The sequence below is a fragment of the Endozoicomonas sp. genome, from assembly GCF_051008435.1.
Taxonomy (GTDB): domain Bacteria; phylum Pseudomonadota; class Gammaproteobacteria; order Pseudomonadales; family Endozoicomonadaceae; genus Endozoicomonas_A.
Genome location: NZ_JBPCXO010000326.1, coordinates 1 through 17,817 on the forward strand (window position 1 = coordinate 1; position 17,817 = coordinate 17,817).

18 protein-coding genes are annotated in these 17,817 nt (G+C 47.4%); 13 read left to right on the forward strand and 5 right to left on the reverse strand.

Going from position 1 to position 17,817, the window contains the following annotated elements; genetic code table 11:
* From ACR2PX_RS16470 to ACR2PX_RS16490, 5 genes are all read left to right on the forward strand, one after another.
* Positions 1-97, forward strand: a 97-nt coding sequence (locus ACR2PX_RS16470; RefSeq protein ID WP_434000460.1) for a transposase, incomplete at its 5' end; no start/stop codon positions are given.
* A gap of 638 nt (positions 98-735) precedes the next feature.
* Positions 736-1,101, forward strand: a complete 366-nt coding sequence (locus ACR2PX_RS16475; protein WP_434000461.1) for a helix-turn-helix domain-containing protein — start codon at positions 736-738, stop codon at positions 1,099-1,101.
* Positions 1,102-1,250: 149 nt separating this feature from the next.
* On the forward strand, positions 1,251-2,474 hold the full coding sequence (locus tag ACR2PX_RS16480; RefSeq protein ID WP_434000446.1) for a parallel beta-helix domain-containing protein: 1,224 nt from the start codon (positions 1,251-1,253) through the stop codon (positions 2,472-2,474).
* Positions 2,475-2,554: 80 nt separating this feature from the next.
* A complete protein-coding gene (locus ACR2PX_RS16485; RefSeq protein ID WP_434000447.1) occupies positions 2,555-3,694 on the forward strand; it encodes an SO2930 family diheme c-type cytochrome in 1,140 nt (379 codons plus the stop codon).
* A 128-nt stretch (positions 3,695-3,822) separates the two neighbouring features.
* Positions 3,823-5,751, forward strand: coding sequence for a DUF1302 domain-containing protein (locus ACR2PX_RS16490; protein WP_434000448.1), 1,929 nt, complete (start codon positions 3,823-3,825; stop codon positions 5,749-5,751).
* 125 nt (positions 5,752-5,876) lie between these two features.
* Here ACR2PX_RS16490 and ACR2PX_RS16495 read toward each other — a convergent pair whose 3' ends face one another.
* Together ACR2PX_RS16495 and ACR2PX_RS16500 are read right to left on the reverse strand one after the other, a co-directional pair.
* Positions 5,877-6,116, reverse strand: a complete 240-nt coding sequence (locus tag ACR2PX_RS16495) for a hypothetical protein (RefSeq protein WP_434000449.1) — start codon at positions 6,114-6,116, stop codon at positions 5,877-5,879.
* 107 nt (positions 6,117-6,223) lie between these two features.
* The gene (locus ACR2PX_RS16500) at positions 6,224-6,775 is read right to left on the reverse strand and encodes a hypothetical protein (protein WP_434000450.1); all 552 of its coding nucleotides are present in this window, start codon (positions 6,773-6,775) and stop codon (positions 6,224-6,226) included.
* Positions 6,776-7,079: 304 nt separating this feature from the next.
* On the opposite strand from ACR2PX_RS16500, the gene ACR2PX_RS16505 reads away from it, so the two are divergent.
* Genes ACR2PX_RS16505 through ACR2PX_RS16515 form a run of 3 tightly spaced genes read left to right on the forward strand, consistent with a single transcriptional unit; the run spans position 7,080 to position 11,085 of the window.
* Positions 7,080-7,634: a hypothetical protein gene (locus ACR2PX_RS16505; RefSeq protein ID WP_434000451.1), complete on the forward strand. Its 555-nt coding sequence runs from the start codon at positions 7,080-7,082 to the stop codon at positions 7,632-7,634.
* Entirely contained in the window at positions 7,634-8,599 is a 966-nt protein-coding gene (locus ACR2PX_RS16510) for a hypothetical protein (RefSeq protein WP_434000452.1), read from the forward strand. Before ACR2PX_RS16505 ends, ACR2PX_RS16510 begins: the two co-directional genes overlap by 1 nt.
* A 20-nt stretch (positions 8,600-8,619) precedes the next feature.
* Positions 8,620-11,085 carry a TcfC E-set like domain-containing protein gene (locus tag ACR2PX_RS16515; RefSeq protein WP_434000453.1) on the forward strand — a complete coding sequence of 822 codons (2,466 nt, stop codon included), beginning with the start codon at positions 8,620-8,622 and terminating at the stop codon, positions 11,083-11,085.
* 27 nt (positions 11,086-11,112) lie between these two features.
* Here the strand turns inward: ACR2PX_RS16515 and ACR2PX_RS16520 are convergent, their stop codons facing one another.
* A complete protein-coding gene (locus ACR2PX_RS16520) occupies positions 11,113-11,796 on the reverse strand; it encodes a fimbrial biogenesis chaperone (RefSeq protein WP_434000454.1) in 684 nt (227 codons plus the stop codon).
* A gap of 279 nt (positions 11,797-12,075) precedes the next feature.
* On the opposite strand from ACR2PX_RS16520, the gene ACR2PX_RS16525 reads away from it, so the two are divergent.
* From ACR2PX_RS16525 to ACR2PX_RS16545, 5 genes are all read left to right on the forward strand, one after another.
* The gene (locus tag ACR2PX_RS16525; RefSeq protein WP_434000455.1) at positions 12,076-12,363 is read left to right on the forward strand and encodes a DUF4212 domain-containing protein; all 288 of its coding nucleotides are present in this window, start codon (positions 12,076-12,078) and stop codon (positions 12,361-12,363) included.
* The gene (locus ACR2PX_RS16530) at positions 12,360-14,162 is read left to right on the forward strand and encodes a sodium:solute symporter family protein (protein ID WP_434000456.1); all 1,803 of its coding nucleotides are present in this window, start codon (positions 12,360-12,362) and stop codon (positions 14,160-14,162) included. The genes ACR2PX_RS16525 and ACR2PX_RS16530 overlap by 4 nt, the downstream gene beginning before the upstream one ends.
* 102 nt (positions 14,163-14,264) lie before the next feature.
* The gene (locus ACR2PX_RS16535; RefSeq protein WP_434000457.1) at positions 14,265-14,531 is read left to right on the forward strand and encodes a CopG family ribbon-helix-helix protein; all 267 of its coding nucleotides are present in this window, start codon (positions 14,265-14,267) and stop codon (positions 14,529-14,531) included.
* On the forward strand, positions 14,528-14,815 hold the full coding sequence (locus tag ACR2PX_RS16540) for a type II toxin-antitoxin system RelE/ParE family toxin (RefSeq protein WP_434000458.1): 288 nt from the start codon (positions 14,528-14,530) through the stop codon (positions 14,813-14,815). Before ACR2PX_RS16535 ends, ACR2PX_RS16540 begins: the two co-directional genes overlap by 4 nt.
* Positions 14,816-14,839: 24 nt before the next feature.
* Positions 14,840-15,598 carry an SDR family oxidoreductase gene (locus tag ACR2PX_RS16545; protein WP_434000462.1) on the forward strand — a complete coding sequence of 253 codons (759 nt, stop codon included), beginning with the start codon at positions 14,840-14,842 and terminating at the stop codon, positions 15,596-15,598.
* A gap of 55 nt (positions 15,599-15,653) precedes the next feature.
* Here ACR2PX_RS16545 and ACR2PX_RS16550 read toward each other — a convergent pair whose 3' ends face one another.
* Both ACR2PX_RS16550 and ACR2PX_RS16555 read right to left on the reverse strand, forming a co-directional pair.
* Complete coding sequence (locus ACR2PX_RS16550) at positions 15,654-16,913, reverse strand: sugar MFS transporter (RefSeq protein ID WP_434000459.1); 1,260 nt, start codon at positions 16,911-16,913, stop codon at positions 15,654-15,656.
* A gap of 115 nt (positions 16,914-17,028) precedes the next feature.
* Positions 17,029-17,712, reverse strand: a complete 684-nt coding sequence (locus ACR2PX_RS16555; protein ID WP_434000463.1) for an MFS transporter — start codon at positions 17,710-17,712, stop codon at positions 17,029-17,031.
* Positions 17,713-17,817: the final 105 nt, after the last annotated feature.

Consider the following 17,817-nt stretch of genomic DNA (forward strand, 5'->3'; position numbering starts at 1 on the left):
GGCACTATGGAGTCCAAGTTATTTTGCTGCAAGCTGCGGTGGCGCTCCTATAGAAGTCATCAAACAGTACGTTCAGCAGCAGAGAACACCGCATTAGTCGGCTATCGCCGACGAGCTTACATCCCCCGCACTCAAAGTACGGGGTTTTACGCTCAACCGATAAAAGAAGAAGTACAAAAATACCCTATAGCAGCGAATTTCTTCAGCCTTTTCCTGGTGATGATGTGCCTGATTCTGGTATGGCCCCATGCCAGACGTAATCAGACTGCATTCTGCTTTGCATTGCTGCAACTCTGCCTGGCAGGATACCTTCTTACGCCCTATCTGACTTCTTACTCAGACAGTTATTTTCTGCAATGGCTCAGCAGCTCTTTGAGAGCGGCCTTGCCTGCCACTTTCTGGCTGGTTTGTAACCTGTCGTTTGATGATAATTTCAAGATCAATCGTCGTACTCTGGCGATTCCTGCCCTGGTTGTTTTACCCCCTACTCTCAGCTCTCTGGGTGGGTACATTTTTGATACCAGTTTCAGTGCTACCACTCAATGGTTGACTACCGGTCTGCCTCAATGGCTCGAATTCCTGCTCATTACTCATGCTCTGGCCACGGCTGTTCGCAATATGAGAGACGACCTTGTGGAAGAGAGACGGGAGATTCGTGTATGGATGCTCAGCAGTGTGGGATTCTTCATTGCCCCTGTTCAGGAAGATCCTATGGTGGCCACCCTCAGAGCCATTATGGAGGAGCAGCATTTTTACCAGACAGAAGGCATTACCATCAGTGACCTGGCTGAAGCCCTGCATACACAGGAATACCGACTGAGAAAATTGATCAACCAGCAACTGGGCTACCGCAATTTTAACGACTTTCTTAATGGTTACCGAATACATGAAGCCTGCCAGAGACTGTCAAAGCCGGAAGAATCTACTATTCCGGTTCTGACCATTGCCCTGGACACTGGCTTCCGTTCTCTCAGTGCCTTCAATCGCGCATTCAAGGAGAGAACCGGAATCACTCCCACCCAATACCGCAAGCAAAAACCGGAAGTACCGCCCCAACCGTTGAAAAACACCGCGCTTGCGCAAACTGAAATGGCTGACTGATTTCAAAATACAACAACATTTGTTGGTAAATAAGCAGCTTTAAGATCTCATTCAGGTTTCAATGCAGACTCGCTGAAAGGCACTTGTATCAGCTTATGGCGGCTCAATATGCAGAGCGCACAATAACTATAAGAAGAATGGAATACCTGATGATTCAAAAAATCCTGCCTGTGGGACTCACCCTTTTTCTGCTGGCTGGCTGCAGCCAGGAAGCCAGTGTAGAAACCAGCGCCGCTGACGAAACCTTCCGTAAGGAATTGCAAGCCAAGCTGATCAGAGCCAAGTCTGGTGACGTGATTGAAATACCTGCCGGAACTTACCAGATCGATCGTAGCCTGAGCCTGAATGTCGATGGTATTACCATCCGTGGTGAAGGGATGAACAAAACCATTCTCAACTTCAAAGGTCAGAAAGCCGGGGCTGAAGGATTACTGGTTACGGCTAATGATTTTACCATTGAAGACCTGGCCATTGAGGACACCAAAGGTGACGCTCTAAAAGTCAACAAAGGCAAGAACATTATCATTCGCCGGGTACGAGCTGAGTGGACCAATGGTCCGGATACCAAAAACGGTGCCTATGGCTTCTATCCGGTTCAAACCGAAAACACTCTGATTGAAGAGTCGGTCGCTATTGGTGCTTCAGATTCTGGACTCTACGTAGGACAGTCTCGCAACGTTGTGGTTCGAAATAACCGTGTTGAATACAATGTAGCCGGTATCGAGATTGAAAACACCATTGGGGCTGATGTTTACGGGAATGTTGCTACTAACAATACTGGCGGCATTCTGATCTTCAACATGCCCTACCTGCAACAACCGGGTCACTCTACCCGCGTCTATAACAACAAGGTCTTTGAGAATAACGTCGACAACTTTGCTCCGGCCGGTGGCGCGGTAGCCGCCGTTCCCGCAGGCTCAGGTATCCTCATCAACTCGAACGACAATGTTGAAATTTTCGAGAATGAAATCAGCGATAACAAAACGGCCAATATCATTATCAGCAGTCTGTTCAGCGCCGGATACGAGGAAGAATACAAAGTCGATAACACTTTTGACCCTTACCCTGAAGGTATTTATGTCTACAACAATACCTTTAAAGGTGGCGGTGACAGCCCTGACCGCCTTGAATTAAAAACCCTGAAAATTGCCATGTTTGGCTTCACCGGTAGCCTGCCGGACATTTTATGGGATGGTATCGTCAACTCTGAGGCCCAGCGAGAAGCCCCCGTACTTTGTGTGGACAATGGTGACTCTAAAGTAGTGAATGTGGATGCAGGCAATGATTTCACCAATGTCACTACCGATATGAAGGCGCACCAGTGCGAGCTTCCCAAACTGGCTGCCATCGACCTGACCCATCTTGAAGGATAAATACACCTGAGCCACAGAGCGGTAGGACCTGATCCCACCGCTCCAGAAAAATAATAACTATTATTTCAGGGAACCAAGTTATGAAAGCAGTCTCCAGGATTATTGCTGTAGGGTTGTTGACCCTGGGTTTGACCGGCTGTTCTGACCAGCCACCTCTGCTGAAAACGACAGGCGATGATTATCCGGAAAAACTCAGTGAGTGGCGTGTTCACAAAATCAGCAAGCAGTCTTTGAAACTTAATGATGGCGTGCTGCCTTACGACCTGAATACACCTCTGTTTACGGACTATGCCAGTAAGCTGAGAACCGTTTGGGTTCCTGCAGGTTCCTCGGCAAAAATGGTAGACGGGGATATTCAGTATCCGGTAGGTACTGTAATTACCAAAACGTTCTACTATCCGGTGGACGACCATGGTCATCGAAACAAGGTTAATGCCAGTGAGGGGAGTGCCGTTCTTTTCACAGAGAAAGAGGGCCTGCCTCTGGAAAAAGTGCACCTGATCGAAACCCGTGTTCTGGTTCATCAGGCGTCAGGCTGGATGGCACTGCCTTATGTCTGGAACGAACAGCAATCGGAAGCCACTCTGGAATGGGCCGGTGAAAGTAAACCACTGGAACTGGTGCATAAGAATGGCCAGACCGAGAGCTTCACTTATATGGTGCCGGACGCCAACCAGTGCAGTGGTTGCCATGCTCCGGAGTCCTATAGCAAAGCTATTGAACCATTGGGGCCAAAGGTTCGCCATCTCAACAGAGACTTTACCTATGCATCAGGCTCTGAAAATCAACTGGCTTACTGGGAACAACAGGGTATTTTGACAGGCGCGGGTGATCCGACCGTCCTGCCGGCTAATACCTTATGGCCTCACGGTCGTGAAGGTGAGTCACTGAACAAGAGAGCAAGAAGTTACCTCGACGCTAACTGCAGCCATTGTCACAACACCAAAGGACCTGGCAATACCAGTGGTTTATTCCTGAGTATGGATACACCACCTGATACACGTCTGGGGTTATGTAAACGACCCATTGCAGCGGGTCGAGGCAGTGGTGGCTTTGCTGTAGCGATTAAGCCGGGTCATGCTGATGAATCGATTTTGACCTACAGAATGCAAAGCAAGGATCCCGGTGCAATGATGCCGGAACTGGGTAGAGCCCTGGTACACGGGGAAGGTTTGGAAATAGTGCGACAATGGATTAATAAAATGGAGCCAGAATGTTGAAAAAAGAGACAAAAATAAGTAAAAACACTTGAAACGGGCGTTTGAATAAGCAAAGATACTTACGCCAACACCATAACAATAAAAACACGACCATTAAAATAATAATAATAATGGCAAGGACAGCAACTATGATGGACGAATCTTCCGTAGTGGCCCGCACACCTGTGCGGGCACTACAGCTCGCTCCCGCAGCTGCCGGCTTTCTGCTGACCGGCTCTATCGCACTGACATCTGCACACGCTTACGAATTTGATCTCGCTGACGGAGAAATTAAGGCTACCCTTAATACCACCATCAGTATCGGGACCAAATACGATATGGAGGGGTATGAAACCCCCGACGGCAGTGAGCAAAATGAAAATGATGGTGACCGTTCTTTTGACGGCGGTTTTGTAAGCAAAGCGCTCAAGTTGACATCAGAACTTGAACTCAAAAAAGATAACTACGGCCTCTTTGTACGCGGTACGGCATACTACGACGATGTACTGATGAATGGTGACAACAAATGGGCAGAGAATAATACTGCAGATGTTGCCAAAGGCTTAAAAGATGAAACCGGTACTTTCCCAGGTTGGAGCGATGAAGTAAAAGACAACCAGGGCAAGGGAGCCAAACTCCAGAGTGCGTATGTTTTCGCAAACTGGGAATTTGATGGTGGTCAAAAGCTCGATATCAGAGTGGGTGACCAGATCCACAACTGGGGAGAAACTATATTCTACAGCGGCGGACTGATGGACCTGAATGCTTATGATGCTGCATTGGCTTCATTGCCTGGTTCTGAAGGCGACTTGAAAATAGCTCAAGGAATGGTTTCTGCCGATTTTGCTTTTAATGATCAAATAGAACTCTCGGCATTTGTTCAATACGACTGGGAAAAGTCCATTGCCAATGGTCGTGGTACTTTTGACTCAGGAGAGGATATTTTTGTTCCGGGTGCTGACTTTGGTTACTACAGGATAGAAGAAATTTTTGGTCCACTGGTTCAGGCAACTGGTGGCGCTTTCCCTCTGCCTTCAGCTGAAGTGATCAATCAGGTACTGGGTAATGGGGCGGCTACCGCTGACTTTATCAAAGTTACCGATGTTTCTGGCAATAGAAATGCCAGTGACAAGGGGCAGTGGGGAACACGTCTAACCATTAAGCCAGAAGCTCTACCCGATACTGAGTTTGCCCTGTATTACGCAAACTATCATGCCAGTGTCCCGACTTTTGAAGTCAAGATAGATCCGAAATCTATCGCTGAAGCTCAGAGACTATTGGCTAACCCGGCTACAGCTCCTTTTGCACCTGCAAATATGCTGGCCAATAATGTCTACGCGAGAACTAACTATTCCGAAGACATTGAAATGTGGGCAGCCAGCTTTAATACCAAGGTCTTCGGCTATACGCAAATCGCTGGTGAGCTCAGCTACAAGCCAAATGCACCAATCTGGGTAGATCATCCAGATGATATTCTGAAATATGGTTACATCGGAGCCCTGCAAGTATTACAGGGTGCTGGACTACTTGCAGGACAGTCAGTGCCAATCTCTGCTGCAGATCCATCAAGAACAATTGCTGCAGACGGTCAGTGGTACCAGAGCTCCGAAGAAGTTCACCTCTGGGATGGCTCACTCTCTGTTATCCAGCCTTTTGGGGCTGTTTTGGGAACAGACTTGATGTATGTCGTTGCTGAAGCTGCATTCTCCCAGGTTTCAGGTCTCGACAATCATGACCGTTATACAGGCAAAGGTGGCAGTGACTGGGGTGGTGATCCCAACAGTGAAAACAGGGATGAACTTCTGGATGACTTCAGCTGGGGCTACAATCTGATGCTGGGCGCTAACTGGAATGATGTTGGTATTCAGGGTCTGGATATAGAAAGTACACTTCGCTACACCCATGACGTCAGTGGCAACTCTCACTACACCGGTCGTTTTGAAGAAGGTGAGAAAAAGCTGAATCTGGGTCTGACCGGCAAGTATGACGCTTTTGTTGCCAAGCTCTCTTTGCAGGGTGATGCAGACAATGTACTGCGCAAAGGCACCCTCATTGGTTCACTGGGTTATACCTTCTAAAAAGCAAAAAATCCCGAAAGCTGCTCCTGCACTTTTGAGATGTTACACACATAAAAACGCCCGTAGAGGAATCACTCTACGGGCGTTTTTTTATTCTGGCGAGACCTTTTGGGCCTTAACCGGAATCAGGCGTTCGGATCAATGATCACATGAGCGCCTTTTTCTGCAGCCATATCACGGCAAGCTTTGTAGTCCGCTTCGCTGGTCACATAGAACTGGGGAGAAATCCCCGGAGCTCTACCCGTCTGCTCAACATACACTGGAGTCAGTGGCTTACACATGGGCTTGTGACTTTCTTCTTTCTCGCTGGCCAGGGCACTGCCGGAGAGCACCGCAGCAACAAGAGATACGACCAGTACTTTCATCTCATCTCATTCCTGTAATTGATAGGAGCAGGAGTTATCGGCGATGCATTGGGGAAATAAAGGTCAATCCAGCCGCCGTCAGTATAGACAGCGACGGGAGGGTAAAATCAGTGGGTAAATGGCAGGTCGGTAAGAAGGTAGCGGGTGTCTGCACTGCGCGAAGCCAATCGATTAATTGTCTCTTCATTCAAAAACGAATTAAGACAAGTGCCTGCAACATTGAACCCAGATCGCCGGCACCAACTTGAGATAGCTTCATCGGCTTCAATACCACTGCTGTGACATCGGGCAGCCATGGACATCGCAGTGCCCAAATAAACCGCTAAATGAGCATTCTGAGAAGGTACATAAGCCAGCAAAAACAACTGTTGATTCTCTAAAGCTTCCTGCGCCCAGGCTGGCAGTAAAACGGTTTCACTGACCCAGCTCTGCTTAACAGGATGAAAATCGATATAGCGGAGTTTGTAACGCCATCGCAACTGTTCCAACTGTTCAGGCCAGGTTCCAAAGTTTCCTTCAGAGGGTTTCCTGATAGTATTCCCCATCGATAAAGCAAACTTTTGAATCGCCAGTTTTAAGTGCAACAGATGTTGTTCAAAAGCAGAAAAACGCTCAGTATAACTTTCTGCAGAAAGGTCCTTTCTCTTGGTTTTACTCATGAAATCAGCCTCTTTGTTATTTTTGTTCTTATTCTGAGATTTACGGCTGTCTTCTTATTTTTACTGTTTTTACCTAGAAGATGCAAAGCGAGACTTATCTTTTTCTGCTTCTTCCCTAATAAACGACAATTAACATTCAATTATAATAAGCATTCAAATACAGAATATTGATTTCGTTAATTCCTTATTCTTAATTACTACGCTCATCTATATATTCACTCGCCCGATCAGGCATTCGAATACTCACCCTGAGCAAATCAAATGCCTCAATCATTAATCAAGTAGTAGATATAAAGTGCATATGATGAGCAGTCTTAAGAAAGCTCTGTTAGTGGCCAGCGCCATAACCCTGAGTTCACAAGCTTTTTCTGCAACAGATGGTCGCCTGGGACAAGAGTCCAGAAGCATTGTCGACGTGAATCTATCTGTAAGTCCTGTTGTTAGAATCTGGGGACTAAAGGACTTTTCATTTTCAACACCAGCCGATATGCAGCAGGATCTACTGGAAGAGAAAGCCTTTTGTATCTATTCCAATACTCGCTCAGGTGATTACACTCTGGTGGCATCCGTTGAAGGTAAAAAAGATTTTGTATTGACCGGCCAGCGGTCTACTCCGGGAAACAATGACGATATCCCCTATTTCATAGGATTCAAAGGCGCAGATGACGAATACAGAGACCTTTATATCGGTGAGCTGTATGGTAGCAATGTAGGTAAGAAGAATCCGTCGCCTACAATGGAATGCAATAATGGTATAGCCAATGCCAACCTTAAAGTCCTCATACCCGCTGATCATTACATTCAGGCGAAAGAAGGTGAATACAGCCAAACGGTAACACTGACCGTTACACCTAACTGATGAAGCTGAAATTCGTTCTGGTGATGATTCTGCTGGGCTGGCAGGCTAATATCTTTGCCTCCAGCTCAAAAGCCGGTCACGGTCGATCGTTTCTTGGACTTTTCTCACAAAAAAGACTGTATCTGAGCCGCAGTAACGGCTTTCAGACAAACAGTCGTTTTTGTGCCTGGCGTTATCCGAAGTCCCCCGACCAGCGTTATTACTACACACAGATAACCTGTGCTCCTGGCAGTGAAGGTAACTGCAGTAATAACCATCAGTTTTCTCTTAAACCCATATCGGGGGAAGGGCCTGCTATTCCTGTAGATGTTTATTACAAGCCCAATGCCCGTTCTTCCTGGCAGAAAGTGGAATACCATCGCATGATTCCCAATGATCAGTCGCTATCCCGCAGCTGTTCTGATGCCCGGAATCGGAAAGCTTTAAAAGTCGAGATTCCCCTGACAGCTATTAATCTGGATGCCATAAAACCAGGTCGATATCACCTGGGGTTAAACATACAAATGAAATCCTGGGAAAACCCGTCTGCCATTCTTCAAAGCAAAAGGGTCGATGCCTTCATGACGATCAGGGAGCGGGTCAGAATATCAGGTATGAAGGATATTGATCTGCAATGGAGTCCAGGCCAAAACGACACTCTTCAGACGGATAATAGACATTGCGTTTTCGTGAGTGGTGGCGGTGATTACCGGGTTGCCGTAACGTCTGAAAATAATCCGTCCAATCTCTACCTTTCTGACAACCGTGAAAAAATCCCTTACCAATTGGGGTACCAAAACAAAAACCGTCGCATTGAGTGGATCGACCAACCCGGACAGTTAAGAAAAGTGTTTCAGGGAAGTCATTCGAAAAGCTGTATTGGAACAGGCTACAACGCCAACCTGATTTTTAAATCAAAGATTCCAGAAGATACCCTGTCAGGCAAGTATTCAGACAGAATTACTATCACCGTACAAGCGCAGTAAAGACTTCAGTAAAATCCCTGATGATTCACCATTCTCTTATCAAGGCTATTAGAAGTGTCTTTTTTGGCCACACACTTCTGGGCGTTACTGGCTTTCTTTTTTTGATTCCAGCTTTTTCTTCAGCTGACTCAACCACGACTGAAATTCCTGCCGGGTTCGAATCACTTTCTACACCTCAGACTACCTCTGTAGACGTTTATTACGGAAACTCAATTCTTGCATCGGTGTTGGTAACTTACACACCAGACTCCGTTAGAATCCTGCAACCTGAGAAAATCAGCACTCTGATTCCCGGGATCAAAAACCAGAAAAAAATACATGAATACCTGTCAGTGGAACTGCCCCTGAACTCAGACAAAGTCTGTGAATTCGAGCATTCCGAACATTGTGGCGTTCTCCGCCCTGATACTCTGGGTATTATTTTTGACGAAAACCGATTTCGAGTGGACCTTTTTATTCACCCTGAGCTTTTGGAGACTCGTCCGGCCAGAGAAGAAAAATACCTGCCCGCTTCAGAGTCAGGCCTGTCACTGATGCAGAGCTTCAACACTCATATTTCGGGTAATGAAGCCAGTACAACAGCTACTGAGAGTAGCCACAGCAATTACACACTCTACAGCCAAAGCCTGATCTCTAAAGGAGAAAACAGTTTTGAACTGTCCTGGGATTACTCGATAGAGAACAATCTCAGTGTCAGTCAGATGCAGTTTGAACGAGACTTTCAAGGCCGTGAGTTTCAGGCAGGATTGATCAACACCTCGGGGTTTGGGCAAACCTTCAGCCCCTCTCAAAACATCTGGGGTGTCCGCTGGGCTTCTTCTTATGACACTCGATTAGACAGAGAACTGACTCAGGGATCACCTCTGGATGTATTTCTGCCTTCACGCAGCAGAGTGGAAATTCTTAAAGATGGGCGCCTTCTCAGCAGCGCCTTTTTGGAAGCAGGCAGTCAGCAAATAGACACCTCTGACTTCCCTGCCGGTGCCTACAACCTTGTTATCAGGGTATACAGTGAGTCAGGGAGTCTTATACGAGAAGAAACCCGTTTTTTTGCCCGACAGTCCCGGCTGCCTCCTGTAGGAGAACTGGAGTTCTTCATGGAAGCAGGAAAAGCGACTCAGGTTGACAGTGAAAGTCCTCTGCCAGAAGTGGTTGAAACAACACTGGCCAGGGCAGGCATTAATCGGCGTCTGGCTGACAGTCTGGCAGGCTCTTTAGCGATAACCCAGTCTACCGATCAGGGCTTGTTTGAAGGGGGTCTCTATTACCTTGGCAGGGGATATGAATTATCTGGCACGGTGATGTATTCCGACACTAATAATTATGGAGTCAACACAGGTGCCCAGCTACAGTGGCAGAACCTGTCTGTGTATGCCAACTATATGAAACTCTGGAGCGAGACTCCGGAACTGCCTGGTGATCAGTTTTACCTGATTCCCAAAGCGTTCTCTCAGGCGAGCCTGAGTGCCAACTATCTTATCGGTTCTGCCATCCTTTCATACCGATTGACTCAAATAGAACAAGCCGACCGCCGGGAAAATATAAATACTCTGAGTTACAGCCAGCCAATTTTCAATAAAATAGATTACTCAGCTACCGTCAAACTGGAATACAGCTTTGGCGATTATCAGAACATCATGCTGGCCAGCATCGAGCTCAGAAAGAACGCCGGAAGCTGGAGTTTCGATGCCACTCCGGAGTTGCGCTATGTGGATCATGAACAATCCCAAACCAGTCAGGCTCAATTGAAGCTCAACGCCAATTATGACAAGCAACTGGAAAATAGCCCCGATGAAGTCTCTGTTAACCTTCTGGCAGAGCAAAACGGGTCCGACACCGTTTTGGGTGCAGGTGCACGATACACCTCCAACTACGGTCAAATAAGCTCCGACATTAACTACTACGAAGGAGAACAGAATCGAACGACCAGCTATATCGCCAATGCCTCTACCAGCTTCCTGACCAATGGCGAGACTTTCGCTTTTATGGGCAGTCACTCATCAGAAAGTGCAGTAGCTCTGGAAGTCGATGGTTCATCTTCGGAAGATATTTTTGATGTGCTGGTCGACGGACAAAACCATGCCACCATAAGAGGCGGACAGATGTCGGCTATCAGCTTACCTGCATACTCTCAATATAAAGTAGCGATCAAACCTGCCGGTGAATTTAATTACGATCTTGACGAGCGCGATCAAACTGTCACGCTTTATCGCGGAAACGTAGAAAGCCTCCTCTATGAAGCCAGAAAGTACCTGACTCTGTTTGGTCGTATCAAGAACGCTGAAGGGCTATTGATGAAAAACGCCACTGTAAAAGGTGGGGCTACTCCAGGGAACAGCAATGATTACGGCTTATTTCAGGTTCAAGTTGAAGAGGATGACAGAGAGCTGATTTTTTCAAACAGTGAGGGCAGCTGCACGCTGCTTCTGAATCCAGAGAAACTGGATAAGCCCTATATCAATCTGGGCGAGGCAACCTGCAGCTAAAGACTTAGAGATGTTCATAAAAGCAGGTTAGAACACCTGCTTTTTTTCTTCTCGTCCATCAAACAGGTCAAATGAAACTTTCCCACTCTTTCCGGGTAGGGTAACCGTCCAGCTCTGGCCCGCATAAAGTCTTTTACTGCCTGGCAGGTCAGAACAGTCATTATCAACGGAGCAAACCTGTCCATTTCTCATCATGACATTGACATTCCCTGAGTTGGTAAAGGTCATCGTCTTCCCATCCTTTACCGCTGAAACCTTGTAGTGTGGATTCTCAGGTCTGACGAAGACCAAAGCTTGATAGGCTATCAGAATACGGACTGAGCTTTTATGTTCTTTGCTCTCAGCCTCCACTGGTTTGAAAGTAACCCGATAGACCTGTTCTATATCCTTCGGTTCCTCCAGGCTCACCAGTCTCATGGTTTTTCTGGAGCCTGCTGGAACGATAGCTTTTTCAGGTGTGGTCAGCAGTTTCATCTCATCTGGGTTGGTAGCGGGCAACAATTGCTCATCTTTCTCGCCAGGGTTCACAACTCTGAAGACTTCAGTCTGAAGATAAAGCTTGTCTTTCTCAGGGTTGGCCACAGTAATATCTTCATAGCCAGTACGGGATGGATTCATATAGACAATCATCCGATCCAGATTCATAGAGGCGTAGCCATTAATGGATGCCAATAAACCAAGCGAAACCAGGGATAAGTTGCGGAGATTCATTCAATACCGGACTGTTTCTTAAATAGATAAAGCATTGTCCTTCAGGCTTGCCGGCATTTTCAGTCGTAGCACTCTCCCAAGAGTAGGTAGACATCCAGAAACTCATCCTCAAAACACAACCACCTCTATCTTTCACGAGATTCATTATCTCCACTCACAGTATTAGCCTAAAGTCGAAAAGGCAGACCCTGATTATCCTGTTACTGTGACCATTGCACCTGCGAGTTGTTTATGCACCGCATGCTCTGATACCAATTATAATTATGGGAGAATCCCACAGTGGCACACCCTCAAGACCCCAGTAAAACGGCAGCAGCCGCTTATTGGCGTGAGAACATACGCCTTTTACTCACTCTTCTCGTCATCTGGTTTGCTGTTTCCTTTGGCGCAGGCATTCTATTTGTTGATTATCTAGACCAGTTTCAAATGGGGGGTTTCCCACTGGGCTTCTGGTTCGCTCAACAGGGCTCTATCTACACCTTTGTGGTACTGATTTTTGTCTATGCCTGGAAGATGAATCGACTGGATCATAAATACAATGTCTATGAAGAAGAGGATGACGCATGAGCACTGAAATGCTGACCTATCTCTTCATTGGCGCCTCTTTTACCCTCTATATTGGCATTGCAATCTGGTCACGGGCAGGTTCCACAGGCGAATATTATGTCGCAGGCAAAGGAGTGCATCCGGTGGCCAACGGTATGGCGACCGGGGCTGACTGGATGTCTGCCGCTTCTTTTATTTCCATGGCCGGTATTATTTCCTTTATTGGTCGTGACGGTGCGGTTTACCTGATGGGCTGGACCGGTGGCTATGTTTTACTGGCGATGTGCCTGGCCCCCTACCTTCGCAAATTTGGTAAATTCACTGTTCCAGACTTTGTGGGCGAACGTTACTACTCCCAGACAGCCCGGGTTGTCGCTGTTATCTGCGTTATCTTCATCTCTTTCACTTATGTGGCAGGTCAGATGCGCGGCGTAGGTATCGTGTTCTCGCGTTACCTTGAAGTAGACATCACCATGGGTGTGATGATCGGTATGGGTATTGTCTTTTTCTACGCCGTATTAGGTGGAATGAAAGGGATCACCTACACCCAGGTCGCTCAATACTGTGTAATGATTTTTGCTTTTATGGTTCCCGCTATTTTCATTTCCATGATGATTACCGGTAACCCTATTCCTCAGCTGGGTTTTGGTAGTGAAGTCACGGGTACGGGGCAATCGGTTCTAGAAAAGCTTAACGGTCTCTCGGCAGAACTGGGCTTCAAACAATATACGGACGGCTCCAAGTCCACCATTGACGTGTTCTTTATCACCATGGCACTGATGGTAGGCACCGCTGGTTTACCTCACGTTATTGTAAGGTTCTTCACCACACCCACAGTACGTGACGCTCGTAAATCCGCCGGTTATGCCCTGCTGTTCATCGCTATCCTCTATACAACAGCACCCGCCGTGGCCAGCTTTGCCAGAATCAACCTTCTGAATACTGTCAGCGAATCCAGTTATAAAGACCTGCCTGAATGGTTTGCCAACTGGGAAAACTCCGGCCTGATCGCCTGGATCGATAAGAATGAAGACGGGAAAATCCAGTATACCGACGGTCACCCAATGGAAGGAAAACCTCAGTTTACTTCTGAGCGTGGTGACAGCGGTGAACGTCTGGTGTCCAACAACCCATCTGCCGGTGAGAATGAGCTGTACGTTGATCGTGACATCATGGTTCTGGCCAATCCGGAGATTGCTCAGCTGCCAGGCTGGGTCGTAGCCCTGATTGCCGCAGGAGGCCTGGCTGCTGCACTTTCTACAGCTGCGGGTCTGCTGCTGGTTATCTCAACCTCAATATCACATGATCTGCTGAAACAGAATTTGATGCCCAACATTTCCGACAAGAAGGAACTGCTGGCTGCCCGAATCGCAGCAGGCGTTGCCATTATTATTGCGGGTTTGTTTGGTATCTACCCACCCGCCTTTGTGGCACAGGTGGTGGCTTTTGCCTTTGGACTGGCAGCAGCATCGTTCTTCCCAGCCATTCTGATGGGTATTTTCTATAAACGCATGAACCGTGAAGGGGCTATTTCCGGCATGGTCTCCGGCCTGGTGTTCACTTTCTCCTACATCGTTTATTTCAAATTCATCAACCCTGCTGCCAACACGGCTGACAACTGGTGGTTGGGTGTCTCACCAGAAGGTATTGGTACCCTGGGCATGCTGATCAACTTCAGTGTGGCTATGGTGATCTGCCATCTGACTGCAGCACCACCCAAACATATCCAAACTCTGGTTGAAGACATTCGTGTACCACGAGGTACGCCTTCGAGCCAGCCTGAAGTCGAAAACAGCTCTCCTGCCAACAACCTCGGATAACCTCTCTTTGAAATCAGGCCTCAGGGCCTGATTTTCCCATCTATTTCTGACTCTTCTCTATATGCACTACAATGTAATACACTTGCGTGAGGAGAAATCAAAATGAGCGTAACCAGTGTCCGGCTGAGTGATGAAATCTTAGAACCTCTCGACCAACTATCAAAAGTTCTGGATCGCAGCAAAAATCACATCATCAATCAGGCGATTAAAGATTACATTCTGAAGCACTCTGACGAAATGCAACACTGGGAAGAAACGGTTGAGGCATTAGAGTCAGTGAGTACTGGAAATACAGTAGATGGAGATTCCGTTCTCGAATGGCTCGAAAGCTGGGGAAGTGACCAGGAAAAAGATGCCCCCAGACAATGAAGCTTACCTTTTCACCTCAATCTGTTTCGGACCTCGAACGATTAAAAGACTTTATAGCCATTAACAACCCTCGTGCTGCTTCAAAAATCGCAGAGCTCATCATTCAAAATATCAAGTTGCTACTGGAGCAACCAAAAGTCGGACTTCCCGTCCCGGGAACACCCAACGAGGCCATGCGTGACCTTTATGTAAAGCAATACACCATTCGCTATCTTGCAGGCGCTAAAGAAATAATTATTTTGAGAATCTGGCATAATAAGGAAAGTGAAAAAGACCAGATCTGACCTTCTAGGAGCCTTCCCTTGAGCTTGAAAACTGTATTTATTACCGGCGCCACTTCCGGTTTTGGTGAAGCCTGTGCCCGTCGTTTTGCCAGCGAACAAGGCTGGCAGCTGGTCATCACTGGCAGAAGAAAAGAACGTCTTGAGGCACTGGCCAAAGAACTCTCAGCATCCTGTCCGGTTCACAGCATTGTGTTTGATATGAGAGATGAAGAGGCGATCAAAGAAGCCGTAAGTAATCTTCCTGAAGCCTTTTCTGATATCCATACTCTGATTAATAATGCCGGTCTGGCCCTGGGTACTAAACCGGCTGATCAATGTGATACCAATCAGTGGGTCAACATGATCGACACCAACATCAAGGGACTGGTACTGATTACCCACGCTCTTCTTCCCACCCTGAAGAAAAACAACAGTGGCAGTATTATCAATTTGGGATCCGTTGCTGGCACATACCCTTACCCAGGGGCCAACGTTTATGGCGGTACCAAAGCGTTCGTTAAACAGTTTTCCCTGAACCTCCGCTCAGACCTTCTTGGCACTGGCATCAGGGTGACCAATATTGAACCCGGCATGGCCGAAACTGAATTTTCAGTGATCCGTTTTGATGGTGATCAATCAAAAGCTGATTCGATTTATGAAGGCATGAAGCCTCTGAACGCCCAGGATATTGCAGAAAGCATTTACTGGGTCGCCAGCAGACCTGCCCACGTGAATATTAACGCGATGGAAATCATGCCCGTCCAGCAGGCTTTTGCTCCCTTTGATGTGGATCGCAGTCACTGATAGATCGTACTGGAGTTTGCTCCCGGCAGACTCCAGCACTGAGTGACTTCACTCTTTAGAGGCTTGGCTCAGCGTCCAGCGGCTTCTCGGATTTGAAAGATGAGGACTCACTCCCTCTCCATCCAAAACTCACTATATAGCCATAACAAAACACCGGAATGACAAGAGAAAACAGCAAGCTGCCATTGTCAGCTACCAGCGCTTGCAAGAGCGGTATGATGGCTCCTCCGATGCCTGCCATGATCAATAGTCCCGACGCCTGCTCAGTTCGCTCACCCAGGTTTTTGATGGACAGCGTAAATATCACCGGATACATGATGGAATTGCACAAACCCACCGCCAGCAAGGCCCAACCTCCCATATTGCCTGGCAGCAGGATCGCTACAAAAATCAAAACAGAGGCCAATACAGCATTAAGAATTAATACCTTTCTTGCTTCTATCACCTGGAAGATGAAACCTCCCAGCAGTCGGCCCACCATGGCTCCTCCCCAATAGAGTGCCACCATTTTGCCTGCTACCGACCGCTCATAACCACCCAGTCCCGGATCACTCAAATAACCCACCAGAAAGTTGCCGACACTCACCTCGGCACCGCAATAAGCAAAAATGGCAACCAGCCCCAGCATAAGATTACGATGTTTCCACACGGGAGGGGTTATTGATCCAGACTGGCAGGCTCTGACAACGGGAGCAGGTTCCGGAATCTTTGAAACCATCAATACAGCAGCAAGTATTAACACACTCAAAGCCGTATATAAGTAGGGGCCCTGAACAAGGGTGGCCAGCTCTTTCGAGCCCAGCCCCGTCGCTGATAACAAAAAAACAGCCCCTATGTAAGGAGCAACGGTTGTTCCCAAAGAGTTGATGCCTGAAGCCATCGTTAAACGGGATGAGACTGTTTCCGGATTTCCCAGTTTTGCTACATAAGGGTTGGCCGCTACCTGTAATACCCCCACCCCAAGGGCGATAATGAGAACCGCCAGCAACACCAGAGGAAAGGAAAAGATTTCAGTCGCAGGGTAAAAAGCCGCAGCGCCCATAGCCACCAGCAACAAGCCATAGATCAGTGTTTTTCTATAGCCAATACGCTGTATAAGCAATGCACTGGGCAGGCTGATTATTACAGGGGCTGATGAGAACACCACCTGAATCAACATGGATTCGGTATAACTGAGCTCAAATGCGTTTTGCAAATGAGGAATCAAAATGCTGTTCAGTGAGGTTAAGAATCCCCAGGTAAAAAATACGGTACATAACAAACCCAGGGCAATTCTGGAGCCTGGCCTGGTGATAGATGACGATGACTCGGACAATGTCTGCTTTCCGTGAATCGATTTAACGGTTCAACACACATTCCGAAACAGGAATGCCGTGACAAAAATGCCCGACAATGGTCGGGCAGAATACTGCAGGTTTATACAGACCGGCTCAGGTCATGGCTGGCTCAGCAGCGTACTTTTCTTGTAACTCATGCTGAATCTTGTCCAATTCACCATCATTTAATCGATAAAACTTTCGATAGATAAAGTAGGCAGCAATACACAGTAGAGTGGAAGCAAGGTAGACAGACTTCAGGCCAACAAGGGTTTCAACGGTTTGTTCCTGATTGGGCACATAGTCGATCAGAGTCAGTGTAATTCCCACCAGGAAACCCGTAAGAGCCCCTGTGCATTTGATGACCAGTGTATGGGATGAGTAAGAAATACTCTCTGACCGGATCCCCAGTTTCATATCCCCGTAATCAACGGTGTCGGCCACCATCAGAAGAATCATCAGCCAGTACACGGCATTGGACAGGCCATAGGCAATACCTGCCACTGGCACCAGCAACACGGCAGAGGCGGGATAGCCTGAGGCAAAATACAATACCCCAGCTGAAACGATGGGCATAAGGATGGACATCTGAAAGACTTTCTTGCGCCCAAAGGTTTTAATCAGTCTTGGAAACAGAATCAAAGAACCTATTCCAAATATCCCGGCCCAAAGCATAGAGGTACTAAAAAGGCTGCTATCCCCAAGTGCATAGGTATAAAAGTAAAGGTTCAAGCCTCCTACCATATTCACGGCCACATTAAATGGCAGGGCAATCAGCCTTAAGTCCCGCTTAACGATCTGAAGAAGTAAGACAGAATGAACTGAAAGGAGCGCCCTCTGTGCTGTTCAGGCAAAATACCTGTATTAATAACAATGCACTTGCAAGGTGCTACACAGGGACGC

Bases quoted from the DNA above. Each gene is read 5' to 3' on its own strand.
- ACR2PX_RS16540 (WP_434000458.1), top strand. From the start codon at position 14,528: ATGAAGCTTACCTTTTCACCTCAATCTGTTTCGGACCTCGAACGATTA.
- ACR2PX_RS16520 (WP_434000454.1), bottom strand. From the start codon at position 11,796: ATGAATCTCCGCAACTTATCCCTGGTTTCGCTTGGTTTATTGGCATCC.
- ACR2PX_RS16510 (WP_434000452.1), top strand. From the start codon at position 7,634: ATGAAGCTGAAATTCGTTCTGGTGATGATTCTGCTGGGCTGGCAGGCT.
- ACR2PX_RS16480 (WP_434000446.1), top strand. From the start codon at position 1,251: ATGATTCAAAAAATCCTGCCTGTGGGACTCACCCTTTTTCTGCTGGCT.
- ACR2PX_RS16505 (WP_434000451.1), top strand. From the start codon at position 7,080: ATGAGCAGTCTTAAGAAAGCTCTGTTAGTGGCCAGCGCCATAACCCTG.
- ACR2PX_RS16515 (WP_434000453.1), top strand. From the start codon at position 8,620: ATGATTCACCATTCTCTTATCAAGGCTATTAGAAGTGTCTTTTTTGGC.
- ACR2PX_RS16485 (WP_434000447.1), top strand. From the start codon at position 2,555: ATGAAAGCAGTCTCCAGGATTATTGCTGTAGGGTTGTTGACCCTGGGT.
- ACR2PX_RS16475 (WP_434000461.1), top strand. From the start codon at position 736: ATGGAGGAGCAGCATTTTTACCAGACAGAAGGCATTACCATCAGTGAC.
- ACR2PX_RS16535 (WP_434000457.1), top strand. From the start codon at position 14,265: ATGAGCGTAACCAGTGTCCGGCTGAGTGATGAAATCTTAGAACCTCTC.
- ACR2PX_RS16500 (WP_434000450.1), bottom strand. From the start codon at position 6,775: ATGAGTAAAACCAAGAGAAAGGACCTTTCTGCAGAAAGTTATACTGAG.
- ACR2PX_RS16530 (WP_434000456.1), top strand. From the start codon at position 12,360: ATGAGCACTGAAATGCTGACCTATCTCTTCATTGGCGCCTCTTTTACC.
- ACR2PX_RS16495 (WP_434000449.1), bottom strand. From the start codon at position 6,116: ATGAAAGTACTGGTCGTATCTCTTGTTGCTGCGGTGCTCTCCGGCAGT.
- ACR2PX_RS16490 (WP_434000448.1), top strand. From the start codon at position 3,823: ATGATGGACGAATCTTCCGTAGTGGCCCGCACACCTGTGCGGGCACTA.